This is a genomic window from Nocardioides bruguierae (assembly GCF_023554635.1).
GTDB lineage: Bacteria > Actinomycetota > Actinomycetes > Propionibacteriales > Nocardioidaceae > Nocardioides > Nocardioides bruguierae.
Map to the genome: position 1 here is coordinate 186,856 of NZ_JAMJPH010000006.1, position 24,435 is coordinate 211,290.

Sequence of the window (24,435 nt, forward strand, 5' to 3'; positions counted from 1 at the left end):
GGTCGGCTGCGGTGAGCGGCGCTTTGCGCGGCTCGACACCGGCCTCACGGGCGGCGCGAGCGGCTAATCCGCCGCCGGCACGAGCCGCACCCGGGGCACCGCGTCCAAGAGGACGACCCTGGCCACGTACCCGGGCAGGGGGACGTCGGCGGCCCACCCGAGCGACGCCGGCACCGCGGCAGGGTCGCGTCGCAGGCCCTCGCCGGTCGCCTTAAGGACGGCCTCGAGCCGCACCCAGTCGGCCAACGAGCCGATCCCGGGCAGGTCCGGCGCCGAGGCGTCGTCCGGCTCGACGTCGATGCCCACCGCTCGGCCGTCCTCGGCCGTGGCCAGCAGCGCGAGGCCGGGCGCGTAGGTCAGGGAGCAGAGCCGGCCGTCGGGGTGCCGCGGGCGGCCGTGAGCGCCTGACCCGCAGTGCGGGCACAGCCGAAGCAGACCCGGCCAGGCCTCCCCCGCCGCCGTCCGCATCCCGGCGCGCGGGGTCCCGGGCAGCGTCAGGGCGCGGACCTCGACAGTGATCGGGCGCGGGCCGCCGTCGGGTGCGGGGATCTCGAGGCTCGTCACTGACGCTCCTCGCACCTCGATCACCGGTCTCCAGCTACTGGGGGAAGGGCGGGAGGTCCGTCTCGTGCAGCCAGGGCCGTAGCAGGACGGAGGCGTTGACGCCCGTCTCCTTGCTCGCGTGGGCGAGGAAGTCCTCGGTGGTCACCGAGGCACCGGCGAAGTCCTTGACCCAGGCGCGGAGCATCGCGAAGAACCGCTTGTCGCCGACCTCCACCCGCAGGGCGTGCAGGGTCAGCGCGCCGCGCTTGTAGACCCGGTCGTCGAACATCAGGTCCGGGCCGGGGTCGACGAGCAGCAGGTCCTCGGGCTTCTCCTCCAGGCCGCCGTAGTAGCGGGCGGCCTGCTGGGCGGCGGTGGGGCCGCCGGAGGCCTCCGACCACACCCACTCCGAGTAGCAGGCAAAACCCTCGTGCAGCCAGATGTCCTTCCAGTCCCGCAGCGTCACGGCGTTGCCGAACCACTGGTGCGCCAGCTCGTGGGCGATCAGCCGGGTGGCGTCCCAGTCACCGCGGACGAGGTTGCGACCGAACGTGGAGAGCGTCTGGGACTCCAGCGGGATCTCCAGGTCGTCGTCGGTGACCACGACCCGGTAGGAGTCGAACGGGTACGGCCCGAAGTGCTCCTCGAAGACGTCCACCATCTCGTGCTGGCGGCCGAAGGCGTCCCCGAAGGCGGCGCGGTCCAGGTCTCCCGCGACGACCTTGACGGGCACCCCGGAGGCGGGCTTGCCGGGGAGCCTCCAGTCCCGGTAGCGGCCGACCTGCACGGTGGCGAGGTAGGTGGCCATGGGCTGCTTCTGCTCCCACACCCAGGTCTCCGAAGAGCCGCGACGCGTGTGCTTGGCCAGCTCACCGTTCGCCTCGACGCGGTACCCCGCCGTCACGGTGAGCGCGAGCCGGTAGGTGGCCTTGTCGTCGGGGCGGTCGTTGCACGGGAACCACGTGGGCGAGCCGTGCGGCTGCGCGGCCACGATGACGCCGTCGGTCAGCTCCTCCCAGCCCGCGTCACCGAGGTGCCGCGTGACCAGGGGCTTGGGATGACCGGAGTAGCCGACGGTGACGGTGAGCCGGGTGCCGGGCTCGGCCTCGTCGTCCAGCGCCAGGACGAGGCGGTGCGACCGGGTGGAGAACTTCTTCAGCCCCACCTTGGTCGCCGGCGCCGTCCTCCTGCGGGGGCCCCTCTCGCTCGGCCGGCCCGGCGCCACCCGCACCTTCTGCGGGGACAGGTGGGCCAGGTCGAGGACGAGCCGGTCGGTGCTCTCCAGGACCTCGACCTCGAGCGTCGCTCGGCCCTCGAGCCGGTTCGTCTCGACCGCGTAGGTCAGCTCCAGGTCGTAGTGGCGCACCGAGAAGGAGCGGTCACCGTGGCCGGGCAGGTAGTCGTCGGCGGTGGGCAGACCCATCACGACACGACCCTCATGACACGACCCAGGGGCCGATGGGATTGCCGATCCACACCGTCTTGTCAGGCAGGCTCTCGCCCCTCATCACCAGCGACACGGGGCCGACCGTAGCGTGTCGCCCGATCGCGGCCGCGGGCAGGATGACGGAGTTCGGGCCCAGCGTGGCGCCGGCCGCGAGGGTCACGGTGTCGCACGCGAGCACGCGGTCGTGGAAGAGGTGCGTCTGCACCACGGTGCCGGCGTTGACGACCGCCCCGTCACCGAGCGTGACCAGGTCGGTCTCGGGCAGCCAGTAGGTCTCGCACCACACGCCGCGGCCGACGGTGGTGCCCAGGGAGCGGAACCACAGCGTGAGGAGCGGGCTGCCCGTGGCCAGCCGCGCGAACCACGGCGCCGCCACGGACTCCACGAACGTGTCGGCCAGCTCGTTGCGCCACACGAAGGAGCTCCACAGCGGGTGCGTCCCGACGCGGTGGCGGCCCACGAGCAGCCACTTCGCGGCCGTCGCCGCGGCAGCGGCGAGCATGCCCGCCGCGAGCAGGGCGCCGACGGTCGTCAGGAGAGCCAGCAGGGGTCCCACCAGGGGTCCGCCTGCCCCCCACGCCAGCAGCGCCGCCGCGGCCACGCCCGCGTGCAGGCCGACCCCGAGCAGCACCGGGACGACGCGGGCGGCCTCCCAGCAGCCGCGGGCGACCTTCAGAGACCGCGCGGGCGCGTAGGTGCGGGAGTCGTCCGCCTCCTCGGCGGCCCGGCGCAGCGGCGCCGGCGGGCTGCCGACCCAGGACTCCCCCTTCCTCGCTGCCTTGCGCTGCGGCGCCGCCGAGAGCACGGCGACCAGGCTGTGCTTGGGCACCTTGCGGCCGGGCGCGGCCATGCCGGAGTTGCCGACGAAGCCGCGCTTGCCGACCTTCACCCGCTCCACGCGCAGCCAGCCACCGCCCAGCTCGTAGCCGCCGATGAGGGTGTCGTCGGCCAGGAACGCCCCGTCGCCCACGGAGGTCATCGCGGGCACCATCAGCACCGTGGAGGCCTCCACGTCCTCGCCGACGCGGGCGCCGAGCAGGCGCAGCCACGCCGGCGTGAGCTGGCTGGAGTACAGCGGGAAGAGCCAGGTGCGGGCCTCGTCGAGGACGCGGACGGTCGCCCACACCCGCAGCGCCGCACTGCTGCGCACCGGGTGGACGCCGGCGGCCAGGCCGGCGCCACACGCCCGGACCAGCACCAGCACCCCGAGGGCGAGCAGGACGACGCCGAGCAGCGCGCCCGGCACCAGCCACGCCAGCAGCGCGCTGAGCGCCGCGCCGGTGGTGGCGGCGTCGCGGGCACCGGAGAGCGGCAGCACGACGAGCCCCGCGACCGCCACGGCCGCGGCGGGCAGCAGCCCGATGAGCAGGCCGGCCGCGCCGTACGCGGCGACCCAGGCGCGGCTGGAGGACGGTCGGTTGTCCCACGGGCCGCGGGCACGCTTGCGCATCTTCACCGCGGGAGCCCCGGACCAGTACTCCCCGACCGGCACGCGACCGAACACGGCGGAGCCGGGCGCGATCTCGGCCTCCTCCCCGACGTCCGCCCCCGGCAGGAGGCTGGAGCGGGTGCCGACCCGGGCCCGCTTGCCCACGCGCACGTCGCCGAGGTGCAGGACGTCGCCGTCGATCCACGCGCCGGTCAGGTCGACCTCCGGCTCGATGGAGGCGCCCTTGCCGAGGGTGAGGAAGCCGGTCACGGGAGGCAGGGAGTGCAGGTCGACGTCCTTGCCGACCCGGGCGCCCAGCAGCCGGGCGTACCAGGTCATGAAGGGGGCGCCGGTGAGCGCGGTGGCGCCGACCTGGTCGACGGCGCGCTCGGCGACCCACAGCCGCAGGTGCACCTGGCCGCCGCGCGGGTAGCGGCCGGGCGCGACGCCCCGCAGCAGGAGCCGGGCCAGGCCGGCGCCGAGGAGCATCCGGCCGGGCGGGGTCAGGAAGACCAGCGTGCCGACGACCAGCAGCCACCACGGCGCGAGCGGCAGCGCCGTCACGCCCAGCATGTGGCCGGCCGCGGCGGCGAGCAGCGTCCAGGTGAGGTAGCGCGGGGCGGCCAGCGCGCGGAGGCCGACGAGGGCCGCCACCTGCCCGGCCTGGGTCTTGCGCGGGATCGGCGGCACGTCGCGGTCGGCCAGGTTGGCGGGGCTGGCCAGGGAGTCCAGGTATCCGGCCAGGCCGGCGACCGTCGGGTGGTCGTAGAGGTCGCCGACCGTGATCTCGGGGTGCTCGCGGCGCAGCAGGCCGATCACCTGGGCCGCGGCCAGCGAGCCTCCTCCGAGGTCGAAGAAGTCGTCGGTGCCGCGTTCCGGCCCGGCACCGAGCACGTCGGCGAAGACCTCGGCCACACGAGCGGCGGTCCCCTCCAGGTCGCCCGCGGCGCCCTCGGACGCCCCCGCCCGGCGCTCGAGCGGCCACGGCAACGCGTCGCGGTCGACCTTGCCGGAGGTGCGGGTGGGCAGGTCGTCGACCTGGGCCAGGCGGGGCACGAGGGCGGCGGGCAGCGCGGCGCGCAGGCGCTCGAGGGCGGACGCGGCGTCGAACCGCTCGTCCACGACGACGTAGCCCACCAGCAGCTGGTTGCCGGCCTTGGAGCGACGCACGGCCGCGGCAGCGCCGAGCACGCCGGTCTGGGCGAGCAGCGCGGCGTCGATCTCGCCCAGCTCGATCCGGCGTCCGCCGAGCTTGACCTGGTCGTCGGCGCGGCCGCCGAACAGCAGACCGGTGGAGTCCTTCACCACCAGGTCGCCCGAGCGGTAGGCCCGGTCCCAGCCGAGGCTCGGCATCGGGGCGTACTTCTCGGCGTCCTTGGCCGGGTCGAGGTAGCGGGCGAGGCCGACGCCGCCGATGATCAGCTCGCCCGTCTCCCCCTCGGCGACCTCGTGGCCGTCCTTGTCGACGACGGCGAGGTCCCAGCCGTCCAGGGGCAGGCCGATGCGGATCGGGCCCTCGGCCTCCACCAGCGCGCCGCACGCGACGACGGTCGCCTCGGTGGGGCCGTAGGTGTTCCACACCTCGCGTCCGGGGCGCACGAGCCGCCCGGCGAGCTGAGCGGGGAACGCCTCGCCGCCGGTGATGAGCAGGCGGACCTTCTCCAACGCCTCGTCGGGCCACAGGCTGACGAGCGTGGGCACGGTGGAGACGACGGTGATGTCGTTGGCGACCAGCCAGGGGCCGACGTCCATGCCCGACTTCACCAGCGCGCGGGGTGCGGGCACGAGGGTGCCGCCGTAGCGCCAGGCCAGCCACATCTCCTCGCAGGAGGCGTCGAAGGCGACCGAGAGGCCGGCCATCACCCGGTCGTCGGGGCCGAGCGGTGCGTCCTGGAGGAACAGGTGCGCCTCGGCGTCCACGAAGGCGGCGGCGTTGCGGTGCCGGACGGCGACGCCCTTGGGGGTGCCGGTGGAGCCGGAGGTGAAGATGACCCAGGCGTCGTCCTCGGGCATGGGGTCGACACGCTCGCGCGGCTCGCGGCCGGCGGCGTCGCGGACCTCGACCTGCAGGTCGGCACCGATGATCCCCGCGACCCTGGCCTCGCCGAACACCAGGCGGGCGCGCTCGTCGGGGTCGTCGACGTCGACCGGCACGTAGGCGGCTCCGGCGAGCAGGGTGCCGACGATCGCGAGGTAGAGGTCGGTGGTGCCACTCGGCACGCGGACGCCGACCTTGTCGCCGGGTCCGATGCCGAGCCCGGCCAGCTCCTCGGCCAGCGTGGTCGCGGCCTCCATCATCTCGGCGTAGGTGAGCTGCTCGGTGCCGGCGTGGAGCGCGACGGCGTCGGGGGCACCCGCCGTGGTGGCGTGCAGGACGTCGATCAGGGTCCGGGTCGCGGGGGCGCGGTCGCCGGCGCGCAGTGGGTCGCCCGTCGTCCCGCCCGTGCTCCTGTGCGCGGCCTGCTCCTCGGTCACCTGTCCCCTCTCCGCGTCCGCGAGCGTCACGGACGCGGAGGATCCTGGCGCAACCGGGTGAACAACGGGTGCCGGCGAGGCGACCCGGCGTGTCCGACCCGTCGCTCAGACCGCCGAGGTGGTCATGCTGGCTGCTGCCTCGGCGGGCGAGGCGTCGGGCGGCACCACGCGCAGGTGGTAGCGCCGGCCCTCGAGAGTGGTGACCACGAGCGTGCGCGTGTCGTCCATGGGGAAGCACCCCGTCTTCACGCGTCCGCCGCGGATGGGTACCGACCGCGGCCGGTCGTCCCAGTCAGGGGGTGAGAAGAGCACGCGGACGATGCGACTGCCGTCCTCGGGCCACTGGTCGAACAGGTCCGGGAGCGCCTCGGCCAGCGAGCGACCGGAGGGCCACCACACTCCCGTCGCTCGTGAGGGCGTCCCCTCGTGCAGGACCAGACGGACGGGATCGGGCTGCGAGGTCACTCGCCACCACCTCGTGGTTGCTGCCGGACCAGGATCAAGGATGAACCGGACGCCTGCAGTCGTGCTGCGAGCCTACGTCGGTGCACCTGAGCGGAGGTCAGCCGTCGAGCCGGTACACGGACCAGTCGCCCTCGGTGTCGACCAGCCGGTAGCGGGAGGCCAGGACCCTGTCGGCAGTGGTGGCGTCCACGCCCCAGGTCGCGATGTCGGTCCCGGTGGTCACGACCCAGGTCGGGCTGTCGTCGCGCAGGACGGCGGTCAGCTCGGTCAGCCCGGGGTCGCGCACCCGCGCCGGCAGGCTCCACAGCTCCTCGTACGGACTGGTGAGCCCGACGCCGTGCAGCAGCTGCGGGTCGCCGAAGGCGGTGACACCGGTGTCCCCCGGGCGGGCGTGCGCCGCGAGGTAAGCGGTCACGGCCGTCTCCGAGGTGGGTCGGTGCGTCATCACCGTCGCGATCGGCAGCGCCACCATGGTCACCACGGCGGCGTAGGCGACCACGCCCACGAGGGCGCGCCGTGCCCATCCCGACTCCTGGACCTGCGGCCGCTGCTCGACGACCACGGCCGCGCACAGCAGCAGCCCCGGGATCGTCCCGACCAGGTAGTGGTGCCAGTAGCTGCCGCCGAGCAGCACGCCGAGCGTCTCCCAGCCCGTCACCACCAGCGCGAGCAGGCCCAGCGGCACGCCTCCCCGAACGGGGCGCACCCGGGACGTCGCGCTCGCCGCCACGGCCAGCAGCGGCAGCAGCACCGCTCCGCTGGCGACCGCTGCCAGCAGCAGCGCCCGCGCGCGGGCCGGGGTGGCCGACGAGGCCGAGGAGGAGATGACGGCGGACGCCTGCAGCCGGAACGTGACCACGGCCTCCCACAGGCCGGCGGGGTCGGTGCCGCGCCAGGCCGCGACGGCCAGCAGCGCCCCGAGGGTCACCAGGAGGGCCGCGCCGCAGGCCAGCAGCCCGCGCAGCGCCGCACGCCGGTGGCCGCGGGAGGCCAGGACGAGGAGGGAGACCGCGGCGGCCAGGGCGACGCCCAGCATGTTCTGCTTCACCGCCGGCGCGGCGACGGCGCAGACGCCCGCCAGCGCCCACCAGCCGACCGACGTCGTCCGCGACCGGGCGCTCCAGGTGCGGACGACGGCCAGCAGGCCCGCCAGGAGGAACGGCAGGGCGAGCAGCTCGCCGTCGACCTGGTCGGCACCGAACAGGGGGCTGGTCACGAGCGCGGCCGTCAGCGTGGCCAGGAGCAGGGGCAGCAGCCGGGCCGTGCCGGCGCGGCGGTCTCGAGGCTCCTCGCCCGTCTCCGGTGGTCGAGGTGCGAGGCCGGCCACGGCCGAGCCTCGAGACCGCCGCGCCAGCGCTGCCCCCAGCGCGCCGGCGAGGACGACGGCGGCTGCGGCCCAGACGAGGCCGAGCAGTCGGAGGGCGATCGTCTCCCCCAGCAGGCCGCCGGCCGTGCCGAGCAGGTGGGCGAGCCCGAAGATCGCGACGATCAGCGGAGGCCGGTCGACCCAGTAGTCGCCGTAGAGCGAGGAGCCCGGCGACCACTGGGCCGCGACCATGAGGAACCCGCCCTCGTCGGAGGTGAGGGCGGTGGTCAGGAACGGCAGGCGGGCCAGGGCCGTGAGCACCGCGAGCACGCCCACCCACACCGGCACGGGCACGGACGCCGCGCCCCAACCGGCGATCAGCCGGACGGCCTCGAGCGCCGTGCGAGTGCTCATCTTGGAGTCGCCCTCGGTGCGGTCGACGAAGGTGATCGGGTGCTCGAGCACCCGCAGGCCGGCCCGTTCGGCGTGCCAGGTGTTCTCGACCTGGAAGCCGTAGCCGTCGGCGCGGCTGGTCAGCACGCCGGTGCGGCGGACGGCGTCGGCCGTCCAGGCGCGGAAGCCGGCCGTGGCGTCGTGCGTGCGCAGGCGCAGCACGCCGCGCGCGTAGAGGTTGGCGGCCCCCGACAGCGCACGACGCTGCCACGGCCAGCCCTCGGTCCCGCCGCCGGCGACGTAGCGGGAGCCGATGACGACGTCCGCCTCACCCGCGGCCAGGCGGGCGAGCATCGCGGGCACGGCCGCGGCCGGGTGCGAGCCGTCGGCGTCGAGCTGGACGACGGCGTCGTAGCCGGCCTCCAGCGCCGCCGCGAACCCGGCCCGGTAGGCCGCGCCCAGACCCTCGCGGCCGGTGCGGGAGAGCAGCCGGACGCGGTCGTCGACGGCCGCCCGGGCCAGCACTCGGTCGCCGGTGCCGTCGGGGCTGGAGTCGTCGACGACGAGCACGTCCAGGCTGGTGCCGTCGGGCAGGTCGAGGCCGAGCAGCCGGTCGAGCACGGTGTCGACGGTCGCGGCCTCCTGGTAGGTGGGGACGACGGCGACGGCGCGGGTCGTGCGCGTCCCGCCCGTGGCCGGTCTGCGTGCTTCCGTGCTGGTCGTCGTCACCCCTCGAACCTGCCTCGCCGAGCCTGCACGTCACCTGACCGCCCGGGTGAGCGGCGGTCGGTTCAGGGCTCGCGCACGCTCGCGCGGCCGGGCAGCGTGACGCGGAACACCGCACCGGTGGGCGATCCCCCGCGCTCCCCCGTGCCGTCCGGGCCCGGGCGGAGCAGCACGTCGCCGCCGGCCGAGCGGGCGACGCGGCGCGCCAGCGGCAGGCCCAGGCCGGCTCCGCCGCTGCCGGAGCGCCCCGGCGTGAACAGGTCGGCCGCCACGTCCGCGTCGACGCCGGTGCCGTCGTCCGCGACGTCGAGGTGCACGCGGCCGGGCTCGACCGTCGCCGTCACCACGACCTGCGAGCCGTGCCGGTCCGCGTTGGCCAGCACCGGTGCCAGCGCCCGGACCGCCAGCTCGTGCGGCACGTCGAGCACGAGGCCGTCGGGCAGGTCCAGGGTCGTGGCGGCGGTGAGGACGTAGCGGCGCACCGCCTCCTCGAGCACCTGCCGTGCAGGCACGACGGCGTCGAGGCCGGACGCCTGGGCACGTGCGACGTCGAGGAGCACGGTGATGGTGGCCCCCATCGTGCGCGCGGCCAGCAGGATGTCGTCGAGGTCCTCGCGCAGCTGCTCGTCGAGGTCGTCGCGGGCCGCGGCCAGCTCGGCGGTGACCTGGAGGCTGGTCAGCGGCGTGCGGAGCTCGTGCGCGAGCTCGGCGGTGAGCCGTTGCTCGGCCAGGATCGCCTGGGCGACCCGCTCCAGCAGGGCGTCGAGGGTGTGCCCGAGCGCCCGGATCTCGTTGGTCGGCGCGCCCAGGTCGAAGCGGCGGTGCAGCTCGTGCTCGCTCCACTTCTCCGCGGTGCGCGCCATGTCGGCCACCGGGGCCAGGGCCCGGCCGCTCGCCCAGGCCGCCACCCCCGCGGCCAGCAGCACCAGGACGACGGCCGCCGTCGCCGAGACGACGAACGCGACGCCCTCCTCCGACTCGTACGGCGCCCTCGGCTCGGAGACCACGAGCACGGCCTGGCCCGCGTCGGTGTCGAAGGGCGTGGCCAGCACGCTGTAGTGGTCACCCAGGTCGACCTGCCGGGTGGCGGTCTCCTCGGAGAGCTCGGCGAAGACCTTCTTCAGCGACGGCGGCACCGAGCCGGCCACCCGCGTGCCGTCCTCGTCGTAGACGACGACGCCCGGGTCCAGCAGTGCCTCGGGCACCACGAGTCCCGCCTCGGCCGGCGACGTGGCCTGCACGGAGGCGATCACGGCGGCGGAGCGGTCGGTGAGCACGCGGTCGACGGTGCTGCTGGTCGACAGGTCCAGCACGAGCTGGAGGACGAGCACCAGCACGACCCCGACCAGCACGGCGACCGAGGCCGCCAGGGCGACCACCTGGCCACGCAGGCCCAGACGACGCAGGCCCGGACGACGCAGGCCCGGACGACGCAGGCGCCCCGGCAGCAGCCGGGCCGGGGACGGCCCCATCAGGCGACGGCCCCCTGCTCGCGGGCGGTGAAGCCGACCCCGCGCACCGTCTCGATCCGCACGGGCGACCCGACGGACTCCAGCTTCGCCCGGATCTTGCGGAGGAAGGAGTCGATCGTGTTCTCACTGACCTCGGCGCCGTCCGGCCAGGCCGCGGCGACGACCGTCCGACGCCGCACGACCTCGCCGGGCCGGGACAGGATCGCCGCCAGCATCCGGAACTCGGTGGGGCTCAGCAGCACCTGGCCGGCCTCGGTGCGCACGGCGTGCGCGACGGCGTCGAGGGTGAGGCCGCCGACCACGGCGCGTCCACCCGTGCCTCGTCGCACCAGCACGTCCAGCCGCGCCAGCAGCTCGGCCAGGCCGAACGGCTTGACGAGGTAGTCGTCGGCACCGGCGGCGAAGCCGGAGAGCAGGTCGTGGGTGCCGCCCAGCGCGGTGAGGAACAGCACGGGGGCGTGCTGCCCGGCCGCCTTGAGCGCCGTGACGACGTCGCGACCGTCCGCGTCGGGCAGGCCGATGTCCATCACCAGCGCCTCCAGCGGGCAGTCCGCGCCGAGCAGCGTCAGTGCCTCGCGTCCGTCGTGGGCGACGACGGTCTCGTGACCCGCCTCGCGCAGGCCGCGGACGAGCACCTTGCGGATGGCGGGGTCGTCCTCGCAGACACCGATGGTGGCCACCGGTCCTCCTCTCCTCCCCGGCACCGGGCCGAGGTGTCTCAGCGGGTCGACGCGGACGCGACCTCGTCGCCCCACACCGCCCTCGCGCCGGACTCCCCGACACGGTAGACCTGCACGGCCGTGGCGAGCGCGACCAGCACGGTGAGCACGGCCACCGCCGTCGGCAGCCAGCCCGGCCCGGGCGTGGCGACCCCGGTCGCGCGCCGGCGTCCGAGCAGGACCACGGCGATCGTGAGCACGAGCAGCGGGAGCGCGAACCAGATCAGCTGGTCGCCCAGCTCGGCGTGCTCGCCGGGATCTCCGACGCGGTGCTCGAGCGCCTCGCCGCTGGAGGTCGCCACCGGCACCAGCACGGTGGCGACCGCGGCCACGGCCACCACCAGCCAGCCGACACGGTGCGCCCAGGCCGGGCGCACCGCCACCGCGACGGCGCCGAGGACGGCGAGGGGCAGCAGCACGACGACCGCGTGCACCACGAGCGGGTGGACGGGCAGTCCGTTGACGAGGTCGAGCACGGGCGCTCCTGGCGTGGGTCGGCTGCCGCGGGTCGTGCGGCTGCGGTGGGTCGGTCAGCCCCACGGTGCGGTGCCGCACCTGCACGCGACCTGACCGTCGGTGGTCAGGTGCCGTGCAGGGGCTCGGCAGGAGCGTCGAGGCATGACCCACCCCGCCGCTCGCCTCCCCACCGGCCGGCAGCCCGCCCAGGTGCCTCCCGCCGACCGGCCACCCGCCGGCCGGGCCCTGCTGCGTCGCGGCCTGCCGGCAGCACTCGGCGTCGCTGCCGTCGCCCTGCTCGTCCCGCGACTGGCCGGTGTGCCCTGGGCGTCGGTGCTGGGCGTGGTCACGGGCGTGCCGGCCCTCTGGTTGGTCGCCCTCGGCCTCCTGTGGGCGGCAGGCCTTGCAGCGCACACGGTCACCCTGACCGCTGCGATGCCGGGTCTCACCCACCGCCGGGCGGCGACGCTCAGCCTGACCGGCAGCTTCGTCGCGAACGTGCTGCCGCTGGGTGGCGCGGCGGGGGTCGCGGCGAACTCGATGGTGGCCCGCCGTTGGGGCTTCTCCGGTCACGACGTGGCGGCCTACACGGTCGTCACGAACGTCTGGGACGTCCTCGCCAAGCTGCTGGTCGCCGCCGTCGCCGCCCTGTACGTGCTGCAGGCGGGGCTGGCGCTGCCCGGCCTCGGGCTGGTCGGCGGGGTGGCGGGCAGTCTCGTCATGGTCGTCGGCGCGCTGCTCGCCTCCGACGCGCTCACCCGCCGGCTCGCGACGGTCCTGGACGCCGCCGAGCGGCTGCTCCTGCGTCGGTCCGGGCCCCGTGTCGGCGCGGCCGTCCTGCGCACGCGTCGCACCGCCGCCGCGACCGCACGCCGGCGCTGGGCCGGGCTCAGCGTCGGGATGCTCGGCTACACCGCGCTGCTGGCCCTGCTCCTGGCCCTGTGCCTGCACGTCGCCGGTGCCGGCGTCCCGCTGGTCGGTCTGGCGGCCGGCTTCGCCGTCGAGCGGGTGCTCACCCTGGCGGCCCTCACCCCGGGTGGCCTGGGCCCCGTGGAGCTGGGGCTGACCACGGTGCTCGTCGCCGCGGGCGGGGCCCCCGTCGGGGTGGTCGCCGGCGTCCTGCTCTACCGGCTGCTGACGTTCGCGCTGGAGATCCCGGTGGGCGGCGCGTGGCTGGCCGGGTGGTGGTGGACCACCGGCCGCCGCTCGGCCGCGCCGGCCCGCGACGGGCTCGCGCTGGCCGCGGGCGAGGGGAGCTCCCGATGACCGCCTGGAACGGCCCGACCGGCCGGAGCCTCTGGCACGTCGCCGACAGCTACGCCCCGAAGGTGGGCGGCATCGAGACGCACGTCGCGGCCCTGGCCGCGCACCAGGTCGCCGCGGGGCACCGGGTCCGCGTCGTCACCCTGGCCCCCGCGGGCGACACCGCCACGAGTCCGCAGGACGGCGTCGAGGTCACCCGGCTCGCCGCCGGCGAGACCGGCCTCTCCTTCGCGGGGCTCGCCGGCCTGGTCGACCACCTGCGGCACCGGCTGCGGCACGACCGCCCCGACGTCGTCCACGTGCACGCCTCGGTGCTCTCACCGCTCGCGGCCGCCGCCATCCGGGCCGCGCACGAGGAGCGGGTGCCCGCCCTGGTGACCGTCCACTCGCTGTGGGCCGACCTCGGGCCCCTGCCCTGGCTGGTGCGGCACGGGCTGCGCCTGCACGAGACCGACACCGTGTGGAGCGCGGTGAGCCGGGTCGCCGCCGACGCCGTCGCGCCGCTCGCGGCACCGCGCGAGGTGCACGTGCTGCCGAACGCCGTCGACCCCGACGCCTGGACGTCGCTGGCGGCCGCGGCCCTGGCCCGCACGTCCTTCCCCGAGGCCGACCCCGACCGTGCCCTGCACCTCGTCGCCGTCATGCGGCTGACGCGGGTCAAGCGGGCCGTGCCGCTGGTCGAGGTGCTGCACCGCGTCCGGGAGCAGGTGCCCGCCGTGGTGCCCCTGCGCGCCACGATCGCCGGCGACGGGCCCCAGCGCCGGGGTGTGGAGGCGCGGCTGCGCAGGCACGGGATGGACTGGGTGTCCCTGCCCGGCTCGCTCGACCGGCCGGCCGTGCGCGCGTTGCTGGCCGACGCCGACGTCTTCCTGGCCCCCGCCCACCGCGAGTCCTTCGGCATCGCCCCGCTCGAGGCACGCTCCTCCGGGGTGCCCGTCGTCGCCCCGGCAGCCTCGGGCGTCACCGAGTTCCTCCGACCGGGCCTGGAGGGCCTGCTCGCCTCCGACGACATCGACATGGCCGCCCAGGTGACCCGGTTGTGCACCGACCCCGCGCTGCGCGCACGGATGGTGCACCACGACGCCACCACGCCGCCGGCCTTCGACTGGCAGCGGGCGCGGCAGGGCGCCGACGTCCTGTACGCACGGGCCGCTGCCCTGGTCGGGGTGCCCCTGCCGGCGGCTCCCCTGCTGCTGGAGGTGGGGCGGTGAGCACGCTGGTGTCGTTGCACGCCCACCCCGACGACGAGGCGCTGTGGACCGGCGGCACCCTGGCCGGCGCGGCGGCCGCCGGGCACCGGGTCGTGCTGGTGGTGGCCACCGACGGGGAGGCCGGGCTGGCCGACGCCGGGCTCGCCCACGGTCTGGGCCGACTGCGACTGGCCGAGCTGGACCGGTCCGCAGCCGCCCTCGGGGTCGCGCGCATCGTCCGGCTCGGGCACCGCGACAGCGGCTCCGGCACCCCGACGGCCGGCGGGTTCGCGACGCTCCCGGTTGCCCGGGTGGCCGAGCAGGTGGCCGCCGTCCTGCGCGAGGAGAGTGCCGACCTGCTGACCTCCTACGACGCCGCCGGCGGCTACGGCCACCCCGACCACGTGCAGGTCAACCGGGTGGCACGCACCGCGGTCGCGCTGCTGGGGGCGGACGCGCCTCGACTGCTGGAGGCCACGGTGGAGCGCGAGCGGGTCCTGCCCGTCGCACGTCTGCTGCGGGCCGCGGGGCGGGTGCTCCCGGTGCCGCGCGTGCCGGACCTGACCGACGCCTTCACGCCGCGGTCGCGGATCACCCACCGCCTCGACGTCCGCGACCAGCTGCCCGCCAAGCTGAGCGCCCTCGAGGCGCACGGGAGCCAGCGCACGGGCGGCCCCCGGACGGCGGCGCTGCTGCTGGGCCTGCCCGGCCCGCTGCAGCGCCGCGTGCTGGGTCGCGAGTGGTTCGCCGAGTGGGTGCCGGGCGGGGTCAGCGTGCCCGACCACCCCTGGGGCGACCCCTGGCAACCGGTCGAGTCCGCCTCGTGTCGGGGCCGTAAAGACTTCCTTGTTGGGGATTCGGACCGGCCCGTGCAGCGCTAGCGTCAGCCCGTGAGCACGCAGCGGCGGTCCGCCTCGCGGCACCTGGTGCTGCGGGACGAGACCCCGTTGGCCGGGCGCGCGATCGACGTGCGGGCCCGGGTGGGGTGGACGGCACGGATGGCCCGGCTCCTGCACGGCGCACCGCAGCTGCGGGTCGTGGGGGGCGACCTGGGCGTCTCCGCCAGCACCCTGCACCGTCTGGAGACCGGCCAGCTGCGCGACGGCACCCTGCTGCGCGCCTACGAGGAGCGCTTCGGCCTCGCCGGCGGGTCGCTGCGCGGGGCGATCGGCGCCACCTGCCGCACCTTCCCGCGCGAGAGCCAGTCCGACCGCCGCCCCACCTTGGGGCCGTCGACCGTGGAGCACGTCTCCGCGCTGACCGAGGGCCTGCTCGACGCCCTGCGCCGCTCGGACGGTGGCCGCGCCGCGCCCCTGGCCGGGGCCGGCGCCTGGCTGGACTGGGCGGCCGCCCTGGCCAGGCCGGAGTCCCTGGGCCTGCCCGAGTCGATCGCCCTGGACCTGCTCGACCACCTCGCCGACGAGATGGGCCGCGCGGTGGGCCCCGGGTACCCGACGCGCTACGAGGCGCTGTCGCTGATGCGGTGCGGGCCCTACGGACACCTCGTGGTCGAGGTCGCCCGCCGGCTCGTGGCCGACCCGGACGTGCAGGTCCTCGCCGACCTGATGAGTGCCGTGGGCGAGCACGTCGACGACGCCGGCCTGTCCTGGTGCGGCACGCTCCTGCACGACCCGCGTGGCCGGGTGGTCGAGAGCGCCGTGCTGTCGCTGTGCAACATGGCGATCATCGGCGACCCCGAGCGGGTCTGGGGCCACGTCCTCGCACCGCTGCTCGCCGCCTTCGACCAGGCCGAGCCGGGCTCGACCGCCCACGAGTGGCTCTCGCACGCCCTGCGCTCGCTCCCGCCCGTGCTCGTGGACGAGGCCCGCCCCTCGGTCCGCCGCCGACTGGCCCCGTCTCCCCCGACCGACTTCGAGCCGGGTGAGGCCCTGCGCGAGACCCGGGCGGCGCAGTGCGACCGGGCCGCGCACCGGATCACCGAGGGCCTCGGGCTGGAGGAGCAGCCCGTGCTCTCCCGGCTGCTCTACGACGTGAGCACCGCCGCCCACGAGGAACGGGCCGTCACCAGCTACATGCTGCTCGGCGTGCACCCGGAGATCGCCGGCCCCGCGGCCGCCGCGCTCCTGGCCCAGGCCCAGGCCGAGCCCGACCCCGTCCTCCAGCGGCGGACGACCCGGCGGCTCGCCGGGGCGCGGCTCGGGGCCGACGTCCCGGACCTCTCGGCGTGGCTCGACCACCCCGACCCGCGCCTGCAGGGCGTGGCGGTGCGGCTCCGGGCCCAGACCGGCACCTCGCCGAGCGCGCCGTGGGCGCGGGCCGACGACCTCGACGACCTCGACCCCGCACTGGCCGACGCCCTCGTCGGTGCCTGGGGACTGGCCGGCGACGCCCCGTCCCGCGCGGCGCTGGGCGAGCTGGCCCTGACCGGCGGCACCCGCGCCGGGGCAGCCCGGTGGTGGCTGGCCCGCGGCGCCCGCGTGCACGACGGGTGTTCCACGGCCCGCGAGACCTGAAACCTCAGGCCACGAGGCCGCGCCGCGGCCTAGGTTCGGCAGCGTCCGGGCAGGCCCACGGGCCGGCTCCCTGGGAGGGGACACCGGACGGACACCGACCACGCCTCTGCGGGGGCAGCAGCGGGGCTGCCACCGTGCAGCCGCCTTGGCGGGCTGCTGCTGCCCACGCACGGCACGGGACGACGTCGCCGCGCTCGGGCTCCGGGCGGAGCGCGGCGACGTGCCGGGCGGGTCGGTCCGTCCACCGTCACGGACGAGGCCCGGCCGGGCGGTCGAGCACCGGGTGCCACATGGGGGCACCGCGGGGCTCCCGCCGGCTCGGGTCGGACACCGCCTCAGACGGGCTGTCGGCGCAGGCCCGCGTACGCCTGGGCGACGGCGGAGAGCAGGCCCTCCTCGACCCGCAGCCCGGCGCCGTCCACAGCCGTGACGGGGCGGTGCGGCTGGGTCGCGTTGACGGCCAGCACCAGGTCCGCCTCGGCGAGCTCGGCCGACGTCACGGGCCGCGCCACGAGCGCGCGGCCCAGGGCCTCCACCGCCGGCCGCAGGTGCTGCACCGTGGTGCTCGGCAGCACCGGCCCGTCCGGCGTCGCGACCTCGCCGCCGCGCCACACCAGCACCGACCAGGTGGCGCCCTCCAGCACCTGCTCGCCGTCGACGAGCAGCACGTCGTCGTGCCCGGCGAGCCGGACCTCGCGCCGCAGCAGCAGGGTGCCGACGAGGTCGGTGGACTTCACCTCCGGCAGCGCTCGCCGGTGCGCCCGCGTGGCCACGGCGATCCCGTCCTCCCGGGTGGACGACGGCGGCCCGGCCGGCCGTGTGCTGACGAGCACGCGGCAGCCCCGGGCCGTCTCGGGCGCGGCCAGGCTGAAGGCGGCCGGGTACAGGGTGACGCGCACGGTGACCCGTGCCTCCGCTCCCCCCAGCCGCCCGAGGTGGGCCCGCACGAGCCCCGTCACGTGGTCTCGGTCGAGCACGTGGCCCCAGAGCCGGGCGGCGTCGCGGTGGAGGCGGGCGAGGTGGTCCTCCCAGCCGAGCACCGTGCCGTCGTCCACGACGAGGGTGGTGAAGACGCCGTAGGGGTAGAGCGCCAGGTCGGCGGGCACGGCGTCGACCGGCGCACCGTCGAGCGTGATCACCGCCGGCTCAGCCCTGCGCGGCGACGCGGAAGGCCGCTGAGCGCTCCTCGTAGCTGGCGAACTCGTCGAAGCTGGGCGCGCCGGGCGAGAGCAGGACGACGTCGGTGCTGGTCGGCCCCGCCGGGCCGGTGGGGTCGTGCAGGGCCGCGACGGCGCCGGCCCAGGTGCCGGCGAGGTGGGTGTGGCGCACGGCGGGGCCGCCCTCCTCCACCCAGCGGGTGCCGGCCGGGCCGATCGCGAGCACCCGCACGTCGTCGCCGGCCGGGCCGGCGAGGTGGGTGCGCAGCGGGCTCATGTCGAGGCCACGGTCGGCGCCGCCGAGCACCAGCGCGACGCGCTGACCGGCGAAGGTGCCGAGCGCGGCGACGACCGCCTCGGGGGCGGTGGCGAGGCTGTCGTCCACCCAGCGGCGGCCGTCGGCGGACGCGATGGTCTCCAGGCGGTGCGCCAGCGCGGCGAACGTGGTCGTGGCGGCGAGGACGGCCGGACGCTGCTCCTCGGGCAGGTCGAAGCCGAGCGCCACCGCGGTGAGGGCGAGAGCGACGTTGACGAGGTTGTGCCGGCCGTGGACCTGGAGGTCGGCCGCGGCCACGGTGCCGACGCCGCTCCACTGCACCGCCTCGTCCGTGACCGTGATGCCGGCGTCCGCCGGGGTGACCAGCACGGTGTCCTCCCCGACGGCCGCGCGCACCCGTTCGGCAAGGTCGTCGTGGGCGTGCGGCAGGACGACGAGCTCGGTGCCGTGGGCGAGGAGGTTGAGCTTGTCGGCGGCGTAGGCCTCGAACCCGCCGTGCCAGGGCAGGTGCTCGGGGTAGAGGCAGGTCACCACGGCGACGCGGGGCGAGGACGACAGCTCGGCGGCCTGGTAGCTGGAGACCTCGGTGACGGCGATCTCGCTGGCGCTCGCGTCGTCGGCCGTGACGGGCGTGCCGCCGTTGCCGACCAGGGAGGCGGTGCGGCCGGCGGCCTCCAGGAGGTGCCGCACGATGGCCGAGGTTGTGCTCTTGCCCTTGGTGCCGGTGACGCCGACGACCCGTTCGGGGTCGGCCGAGAGCCACAGGTCGGTGAGCGAGGTGACCGCGACGCCGGCCTGCCTCAGCGCCACGTACTCGGGCGAGGTGTGCGGGACGCCCGGCGACTTCACCACCACGTCCGCGGCCAGCAGCCGCGCGAGGCCCGCCTCGCCGGTGGCGGTGAGGTCGGCCAGGTCGGCCGGGGCCTCGCCCCCGGTGACGGCGTAGCCGACGACGTCGACGCCGCGGCCGGTCAGCTCGGCGTGGGCGGCGCGGCCCTCGCGCCCGGTGCCCCACACGACGACGGCACGGCCGGCCAGGTCCTCATACCGCACGGGCGACGTCCTCGAGGTCGGGCGTGAGCGCGTGCTCGCCCTCGCGGAAGGCGAGGACGGCCTCGGCGTCGCCCGGCGCCGCGTGCAGCGCGACGACCTCGGGCTCGGCCAGGAACGGGTGGCCCGCCCAGTCGGGCTTCTCGGTGACCAGCGAGAGCGCGACGCGGCACTCGTCGGGCTCGCCGACGCACTCCAGCGGCTTGACCAGGCCCTCCTTGCCGAGCAGCTCCAGGAAGCCGGCGTAGCGGTCGGCGTGGTCCAGCGCCTCGGCGAACAGGTCGCGCCCGCCGAAGACCGCCTCGAGGTCGGCGCGCGGCATGAAGGGGCTCAGGCAGAGGAACACGAAGCGGCACTTCGGGCACTCACCGCACCAGGAGGTGCGGTCGGCCTCGGTGAGCTTGAAGGCGCGGTTGCAGCTGGTGAAGACCTGGTGGTACGCGGTGCGGGTGGCGAACCGGCGCGCGATGCGCAGCTCGGTGACCGGGCGCAGCAGCGAGACGTAGCGGGGTGCGCCGGCGGGCAGGGAGCCGCGCAGCAGCCGCTCGAACTCCAGCCCCTTGGACCACTGGTGGTTGACCTCGACGCCGTGCCAGTCGATGTTGCCGAACGAGGCGCTGGCCTCGTTGCTGAACGCGACCGTGTCGAAGCCGAGCGCGAGCGCCGTGAGGAGCCCGACGAGGCTGTTGACCGCCGTCACCGGCACGTGCCCGTTGGGCGCGCCCTCGGCGTTGAGCCGGAACAGCTCGGGGTCGAGCCTGCGGCGGGCGGTGTGCAGCGGCAGCTGCGCCACCCGGGCCGTGGCCTCGATGGGGGCGTAGCTGTTGACCGAGAACAGGCCGACCTCGTAGCCGGCCTCGCGCAGCGCCTCGATGGAGACCACCGAGTCCTTGCCCCCGCCGACCGGCACCAGGACCTTCCGCGGGGTCGCTTCGTCCACCCAGGGCTGCGCGACCGGTGCGGCCGCCGGGGCGTCGATCGGCGTCTCGAAGACGGCCGGGAGGTCGTTGACGTAGGCGAACTCGCCCAGGCCGTGGCGGGTGACCTCACGCAGGAAGGTGCGCTCGACGGTGGTCAGGCCGCCGGGCACGCTGATGGTGCCGGGCGCGAACGCCTTGAAGTAGCTGAGCGACGCGGCGAGCGAGAGCAGCCGCAGGACGGGGCGCACGACCGCGTCGTCGACGTGCTCGAGGCTGCCGGGCAACTCGACGGTCTCGGTGAAGCGGGTGAGGGTGCCGTCGTGGCCCGTGCCGACGTAGTCGAGCTCGATGCGGGCGCCGTTCAGCGTCGGCTCGAGGCACTCCAGCCCCGCCGTCGTCCGCTGTGCCTCTTCTGCTGCCGTGACCACGTGGCGGAGTCTACGGAGGACGGGGCGGCCCGGCCGCGTCGACGGCACTACCGTCGTGCCATGAGCACCGCGATGCCCCTGGTCACCGTCGACGAGAGCGGCGGCTGCGCCCTGCCCGCCTCGGTGCCGCCGGGCACCTACGCCGTCGAGATCGCGGACGGGGTGGTCGTGCTGCGCCCGGTCCTCTCCCCGCCCGAGGAGACCGAGCCGACGCCGGTGGTCGTCGCCGACCCGGTGCCCGCCGCGCCGCGCCGCGACTGGGCCGAGGTGCCCGCCGGCACGGTGCTGATCGGACCGGCTGACGTCGGGCTGGTCGTGATGGACGAGGGCGGGGTGCTCCAGGATGGCAGCACGCCCGGCGAGCACCTGCGTGAGCACCGGATGATCGGCAACGCCTGGCGGCTGTACACGCTGGAGGACGGTCGCAGCGTCGGCCAGGCCTACGACGCGGGCGAGTGGGTCTGAGGGACCGCCTCTCACGGTGAGGCGACGACGCGCGGGGTGCCGTCCTCGACGAGCAGCCCGCGGGCGTCGGTGAGGAACGTGAGCGGGTAGGCGTCGTCGTAGGTGCGCTTGATCTGCGCGATCAGCTCCAGCGGGTACGGCGGCAGCAGGCCGTCCGCGTGCGGGACGACGACGGTGTCGACGAGCCCGAGCCCGTCGGTGCCCGCCAGGCCGGGCGCGTAGGCCGGGTCGTCCATCGGCGTGAGCGGCTCGATGCTCGGGCCGGCCACCACCGAGCCCGCGCTGCACCCGACGTAGGGCAGCCCGGCCCGGACCTTCTCGACGAGGACCTCGTCCGCACCGCGCGCCCGGAGGGCGGCCAGCAGGACGAAGACGTTGCCGCCCGCGACGTAGACGGCGTCGACTTCGTCGAGCGCGTCGGCGAACACGCCGGCGTCGACGCTGTCGGCGGGTGGCAGCACCGCGACCTGGAAGCCGAGGCCGGCGATCTTCTCCCGCTCGGCGATGACGAAGGGCGCGTCGGCGTGGGGCCGCGCGGCGTCGGCGAGGTAGCCGAGGCGCGTGCCGGCCGCGGGCAGGGCGGTGTGGCAGGCCACGAAGTCCGTGACGGCGCCGGACCCGAGGGAGAGCAGCAGCAGAGGCATGTCGGCGACCGTACGAGGTGGCACCGACGCCCGTGTCCGGCCGGCGTCCGGCACCGCCCCGGGTGACGTCCGGCCCCACCGCTCCCCTGCGCCGCGGAGGAGACTGGGGGTGGCGGCCCGGGCCCGACGACCCGTCGGGCGGCGCCGTCGGAGTGGGTGTCGCCATGAGCGTGCTGCAGCAGCTGCCCGCCTCGTCCCGTGCTCGCGCGGGGCTGCTGGCGGTCGGCGCCCTCGCGTGGACGGCCGCCTACTGGGTCAACGGGCGGGTCTGGGACCTGCTGCTCGTGGACCTGGTCGGGCTCGACCCGGACGCCCGGTGGACGGCGTCGCTGCGGTTCTTCCTCTACGACACCGTGAAGATCGCGCTCCTGCTGGGCGTGATCGTCTTCGGCGTCACGCTGCTGCGCTCCTACATGAGCGTCGAGCGCACCCGCGCCCTGCTCGGCGGTCGCCGCGAGGGTGCCGGCAACGTGCTCGCTGCCGGCCTGGGGGTCGTCACGCCGTTCTGCTCGTGCAGCGCGGTGCCGGCCTTCATCGGGTTCGTGGCCGCCGGTGTGCCACTCGGCGTGACGATGAGCTTCCTCATCGCCAGCCCGCTGGTCAACGAGGTGGCCATCGGGCTGCTGCTCGGGCTGTTCGGCTGGCAGGTGACCGTGCTCTACGTCGCCGCCGGGCTGAGCGTCGCGATCGTCGCCGGCTGGGTGCTCGGGCGGCTGCACCTGGACCGGTGGGTCGAGCCGTTCGTGCTGGAGACCCCGGTGGTCGACGGGCCCACCGGGGCACGGCCCCGCTTCGAGGACCGGGTGCGCGCCGCCGCGGACGAGGCGCGGTCGGTGCTGCGCCGTATCTGGCCCTACCTGCTGATCGGCATCGGCATCGGCGCGCTCATCCACGGCTGGGCCCCCGAGGACCTCTTCACCCACTACGCCGGAGAGGGGGCGGCGTTCGGCGTGGTCGTCGCCGTGCTGCTCGGCGTGCCGCTGTACTCCAACGCCGCCGGCGTCCTGCCCCTGGTGGGGGCGCTCTACGACAAGGGCCTGCCGATGGGGACGCTCCTGGCCTTCATGATGTCGGTGGTCGCCCTGTCGCTGCCCGAGCTGATCCTGCTCCGCCGCGTGCTCAAGCCGCCCCTGCTGGCCGTGTTCGTCGGCGTCGTCGCCTCCGCGATCGTCGCCGTCGGCTACCTGTTCAACGCCGTGCTCACCTGAGCCCGACGCCCGTCCACCGGAAGGAGACCGCCATGCGAGCCCCGCTGCAGATCGCCGTCCTCGGGCCCGGCTGCCGCAACTGCCGCGCCCTGGAGAAGGCCACCCGTCGCGCCCTCGACGAGCTCGGCCTGGACGCCGAGATCACCCACGTCACCGACTACGCGGCCATCGCCGCCCACGGCGTCCTCGCCACCCCCGGCCTGGAGGTGGACGGCCGGGTCGTGCTCTCCGGCCGGGTGCCGTCCGTCGCCGAGGTCAAGGAGCTCCTCGGTGCTGTGGTGGCGGGGTGATCGTCCGATCGCGGCCCGTCCGGTCGTCCCTGGAGGCCGCGCCAGCGCGCCGCTAGGTTGCGCGCATGAGTGCGGACTGGTCAGCGCTCACGGCCTGGCTGCGGGGCAAGCCCGACACGGTGGTCGTGAGCTGGCGTGAGCTCGAGGACGTCGTGGGAGGCATGCCCCGGTCCTCGATCGATCATCCGGCCTTCTGGAGCGGGGACCGTCCGCACACCCGGGCCTGGAGGGCCGCCGGCTTCGAGCTCGCCTCCAGGGACCCGGGCCGCGTGGTGACCTTCCGACGATCAGGCGCGACGCCGCAGCCGGTCTCGACGGCTCGGCCCGCTGCGGTGCGGACGTCTCGAGGCACGGCGAGCGGAGCAGCAACCGCTGGATCGACGGACCGGAGGCGGTTGATCCTCGTCTCCTGCGCGAAGACCAAGGCCGAGTCGCCGTCGGCCGCCCGTGACCTCTACGTCTCACCCCGCTTCCGCAAGGCTCGGGCCTACGCCGAGGCCGCTGACGTGCCCTGGTTCATCCTGTCCGCCGAGCACGGACTGGTCGGACCGCAGGAGTGGCTGGCGCCCTACGAGCGGTACCTGCCCGACACCCCTGCCGCGTATCGCGCCGCCTGGGGGGCCTGGGTCGCGGCCCGCTTGGAGCTGCTGGCGGGGCCACTGCGTGGGACGAGCGTGGAGATTCACGCGGGCGAGGCGTACGTCCAACCGCTGACCGCTCCCCTGCATCAGCGCGGCGCAGTGATCGAACGTCCACTCCGGGGCCTGACCAGCGCCCGGTGGCAGGGCTGGTACGACCAGCGTGCCTCGGAGTCCGGTGCCGGCGCCTCACACGGGGCCTTCACCGGCGATGTCACCGTCTTCGTCGTAGCACTGGCCGATGCAGCGCTCGCAATGAGCCCGCGCGACCTGGGTGTCACGGATCGCAATGCACTGGCGGGGCCAGGTCTCTACGCATGGTTCGTGGACGAGGCCGGCGCAGCGGATCTCTCCGAGGGTCTCGGTACCCGAGTCGAAGCGGGGCTGGTCTACGTCGGTCAGACGGGTGCGACCCGCTGGCCGTCCGGCACGCCCAGCGGCAGCACGCTCTGGCAAAGGATCGGCAGTCAGCACCTGGGAGGCCGCCGCAGCAGCTCCACGCTGCGACGCACGGTGGGAGCGATCCTCGACCGAGCCAGCGGTGGTGAGGTGCCACGCGACGCCCTCTCGGCGTGGATGAACGACCACCTCCGGGTGCACCCGGTGCGCGTGCAGGACGCGGACACGCTCGGCGACCTGGAACGGCAGGTGGTCCTGCGGCTCGACCCACCGCTGAACCTGGAGCACGTCGGCGAGTCAGCGGCACGCATCCGGCTCACACAGCTGCGCACCGCGGTCGACCCCGGGCTCCGCTAGCCCTCGGACCGGGTGCGCCAGCAGCAAAGCAGAAGGCCCGCCAGGCTGGTGCCTGGCGGGCCTTCTGATTGGTAGCGGGGACAGGATTTGAACCTGTGACCTCTGGGTTATGAGCCCAGCGAGCTACCGAGCTGCTCCACCCCGCGTCGGTGTCTCCACACTCTCAGAGACCGGGGGCTGAGCCAAATCGGGCCACGTCGAGCCGCGGCCCCCGCCCAAGGAGGCAGGGGCCGCGGTCGGGTGC

20 protein-coding genes and 1 tRNA gene are annotated in these 24,435 nt (G+C 75.6%); 8 read left to right on the forward strand and 13 right to left on the reverse strand.

All coding sequences use genetic code 11. The features are described 5' to 3' along the window. Window positions 1–63: 63 nt before the first annotated feature. From M8316_RS05655 to M8316_RS05690, 8 genes are all read right to left on the reverse strand, one after another. Window positions 64–564, reverse strand: a complete 501-nt coding sequence (locus M8316_RS05655; protein ID WP_250052789.1) for a 4'-phosphopantetheinyl transferase family protein — start codon at window positions 562–564, stop codon at window positions 64–66. A gap of 34 nt (window positions 565–598) precedes the next feature. Beyond that, a complete protein-coding gene (locus M8316_RS05660; RefSeq protein ID WP_250052791.1) occupies window positions 599–1,966 on the reverse strand; it encodes a M1 family metallopeptidase in 1,368 nt (455 codons plus the stop codon). Window positions 1,967–1,979: 13 nt separating this feature from the next. After that, complete coding sequence (locus M8316_RS05665) at window positions 1,980–5,924, reverse strand: Pls/PosA family non-ribosomal peptide synthetase (RefSeq protein ID WP_250052793.1); 3,945 nt, start codon at window positions 5,922–5,924, stop codon at window positions 1,980–1,982. Between the two features lie 75 nt (window positions 5,925–5,999). After that, entirely contained in the window at window positions 6,000–6,359 is a 360-nt protein-coding gene (locus M8316_RS05670) for a DUF5994 family protein (RefSeq protein ID WP_308195966.1), read from the reverse strand. A 97-nt stretch (window positions 6,360–6,456) separates the two neighbouring features. Then, complete coding sequence (locus M8316_RS05675; protein ID WP_250052796.1) at window positions 6,457–8,787, reverse strand: polyprenol monophosphomannose synthase; 2,331 nt, start codon at window positions 8,785–8,787, stop codon at window positions 6,457–6,459. 62 nt (window positions 8,788–8,849) lie between these two features. Beyond that, the gene (locus tag M8316_RS05680; RefSeq protein WP_250052798.1) at window positions 8,850–10,256 is read right to left on the reverse strand and encodes a sensor histidine kinase; all 1,407 of its coding nucleotides are present in this window, start codon (window positions 10,254–10,256) and stop codon (window positions 8,850–8,852) included. Continuing rightward, window positions 10,256–10,936: a response regulator transcription factor gene (locus M8316_RS05685; RefSeq protein ID WP_250052800.1), complete on the reverse strand. Its 681-nt coding sequence runs from the start codon at window positions 10,934–10,936 to the stop codon at window positions 10,256–10,258. The genes M8316_RS05680 and M8316_RS05685 overlap by 1 nt, the downstream gene beginning before the upstream one ends. Window positions 10,937–10,974: 38 nt before the next feature. After that, on the reverse strand, window positions 10,975–11,451 hold the full coding sequence (locus tag M8316_RS05690; RefSeq protein WP_250052802.1) for a DUF2231 domain-containing protein: 477 nt from the start codon (window positions 11,449–11,451) through the stop codon (window positions 10,975–10,977). Window positions 11,452–11,593: 142 nt separating this feature from the next. On the opposite strand from M8316_RS05690, the gene M8316_RS05695 reads away from it, so the two are divergent. The 4 genes from M8316_RS05695 to M8316_RS05710 are packed head-to-tail and all read left to right on the forward strand — an operon-like array spanning window position 11,594 to window position 16,358. Next, entirely contained in the window at window positions 11,594–12,697 is a 1,104-nt protein-coding gene (locus M8316_RS05695; RefSeq protein WP_250052805.1) for a lysylphosphatidylglycerol synthase domain-containing protein, read from the forward strand. Further along, window positions 12,694–13,905: a glycosyltransferase family 4 protein gene (locus M8316_RS05700; protein ID WP_250052807.1), complete on the forward strand. Its 1,212-nt coding sequence runs from the start codon at window positions 12,694–12,696 to the stop codon at window positions 13,903–13,905. Before M8316_RS05695 ends, M8316_RS05700 begins: the two co-directional genes overlap by 4 nt. Beyond that, complete coding sequence (locus M8316_RS05705) at window positions 13,902–14,765, forward strand: PIG-L deacetylase family protein (RefSeq protein ID WP_250052809.1); 864 nt, start codon at window positions 13,902–13,904, stop codon at window positions 14,763–14,765. The genes M8316_RS05700 and M8316_RS05705 overlap by 4 nt, the downstream gene beginning before the upstream one ends. Window positions 14,766–14,774: 9 nt before the next feature. Then, entirely contained in the window at window positions 14,775–16,358 is a 1,584-nt protein-coding gene (locus M8316_RS05710) for a hypothetical protein (protein ID WP_250052811.1), read from the forward strand. 335 nt (window positions 16,359–16,693) lie between these two features. Here the strand turns inward: M8316_RS05710 and M8316_RS05715 are convergent, their stop codons facing one another. Genes M8316_RS05715 through M8316_RS05725 form a run of 3 tightly spaced genes read right to left on the reverse strand, consistent with a single transcriptional unit; the run spans window position 16,694 to window position 20,190 of the window. Further along, entirely contained in the window at window positions 16,694–17,497 is an 804-nt protein-coding gene (locus M8316_RS05715) for an aminotransferase class IV (RefSeq protein WP_250052812.1), read from the reverse strand. A 7-nt stretch (window positions 17,498–17,504) separates the two neighbouring features. Further along, window positions 17,505–18,845 carry a UDP-N-acetylmuramoyl-L-alanine--D-glutamate ligase gene (murD, locus tag M8316_RS05720; RefSeq protein WP_250052814.1) on the reverse strand — a complete coding sequence of 447 codons (1,341 nt, stop codon included), beginning with the start codon at window positions 18,843–18,845 and terminating at the stop codon, window positions 17,505–17,507. Further along, window positions 18,835–20,190, reverse strand: a complete 1,356-nt coding sequence (locus M8316_RS05725; protein WP_250052816.1) for a MurL-like N-terminal domain-containing — start codon at window positions 20,188–20,190, stop codon at window positions 18,835–18,837. The genes murD and M8316_RS05725 overlap by 11 nt, the downstream gene beginning before the upstream one ends. 60 nt (window positions 20,191–20,250) lie before the next feature. Between M8316_RS05725 and M8316_RS05730 the strand changes: the two genes are divergently transcribed. After that, window positions 20,251–20,655 (forward strand): hypothetical protein, encoded by a 405-nt coding sequence (locus tag M8316_RS05730; protein WP_250052818.1) that lies wholly within the window; start codon window positions 20,251–20,253, stop codon window positions 20,653–20,655. A gap of 11 nt (window positions 20,656–20,666) precedes the next feature. Here M8316_RS05730 and M8316_RS05735 read toward each other — a convergent pair whose 3' ends face one another. Beyond that, a complete protein-coding gene (locus M8316_RS05735; protein ID WP_250052820.1) occupies window positions 20,667–21,299 on the reverse strand; it encodes a Type 1 glutamine amidotransferase-like domain-containing protein in 633 nt (210 codons plus the stop codon). 164 nt (window positions 21,300–21,463) lie between these two features. Here M8316_RS05735 and M8316_RS05740 point away from each other — a divergent pair, with 164 nt between their 5' ends. From M8316_RS05740 to M8316_RS05750, 3 genes are all read left to right on the forward strand, one after another. After that, entirely contained in the window at window positions 21,464–22,507 is a 1,044-nt protein-coding gene (locus M8316_RS05740; RefSeq protein ID WP_250052822.1) for a permease, read from the forward strand. 32 nt (window positions 22,508–22,539) lie between these two features. Beyond that, a complete protein-coding gene (locus tag M8316_RS05745) occupies window positions 22,540–22,797 on the forward strand; it encodes a thioredoxin family protein (protein ID WP_250052824.1) in 258 nt (85 codons plus the stop codon). Window positions 22,798–22,862: 65 nt separating this feature from the next. After that, complete coding sequence (locus M8316_RS05750; RefSeq protein ID WP_250052825.1) at window positions 22,863–24,191, forward strand: DUF6884 domain-containing protein; 1,329 nt, start codon at window positions 22,863–22,865, stop codon at window positions 24,189–24,191. Window positions 24,192–24,260: 69 nt separating this feature from the next. Here M8316_RS05750 and M8316_RS05755 read toward each other — a convergent pair. Continuing rightward, a tRNA-Met gene (locus tag M8316_RS05755) sits at window positions 24,261–24,337 on the reverse strand. Between the last annotated feature and the right edge of the window lie 98 nt (window positions 24,338–24,435).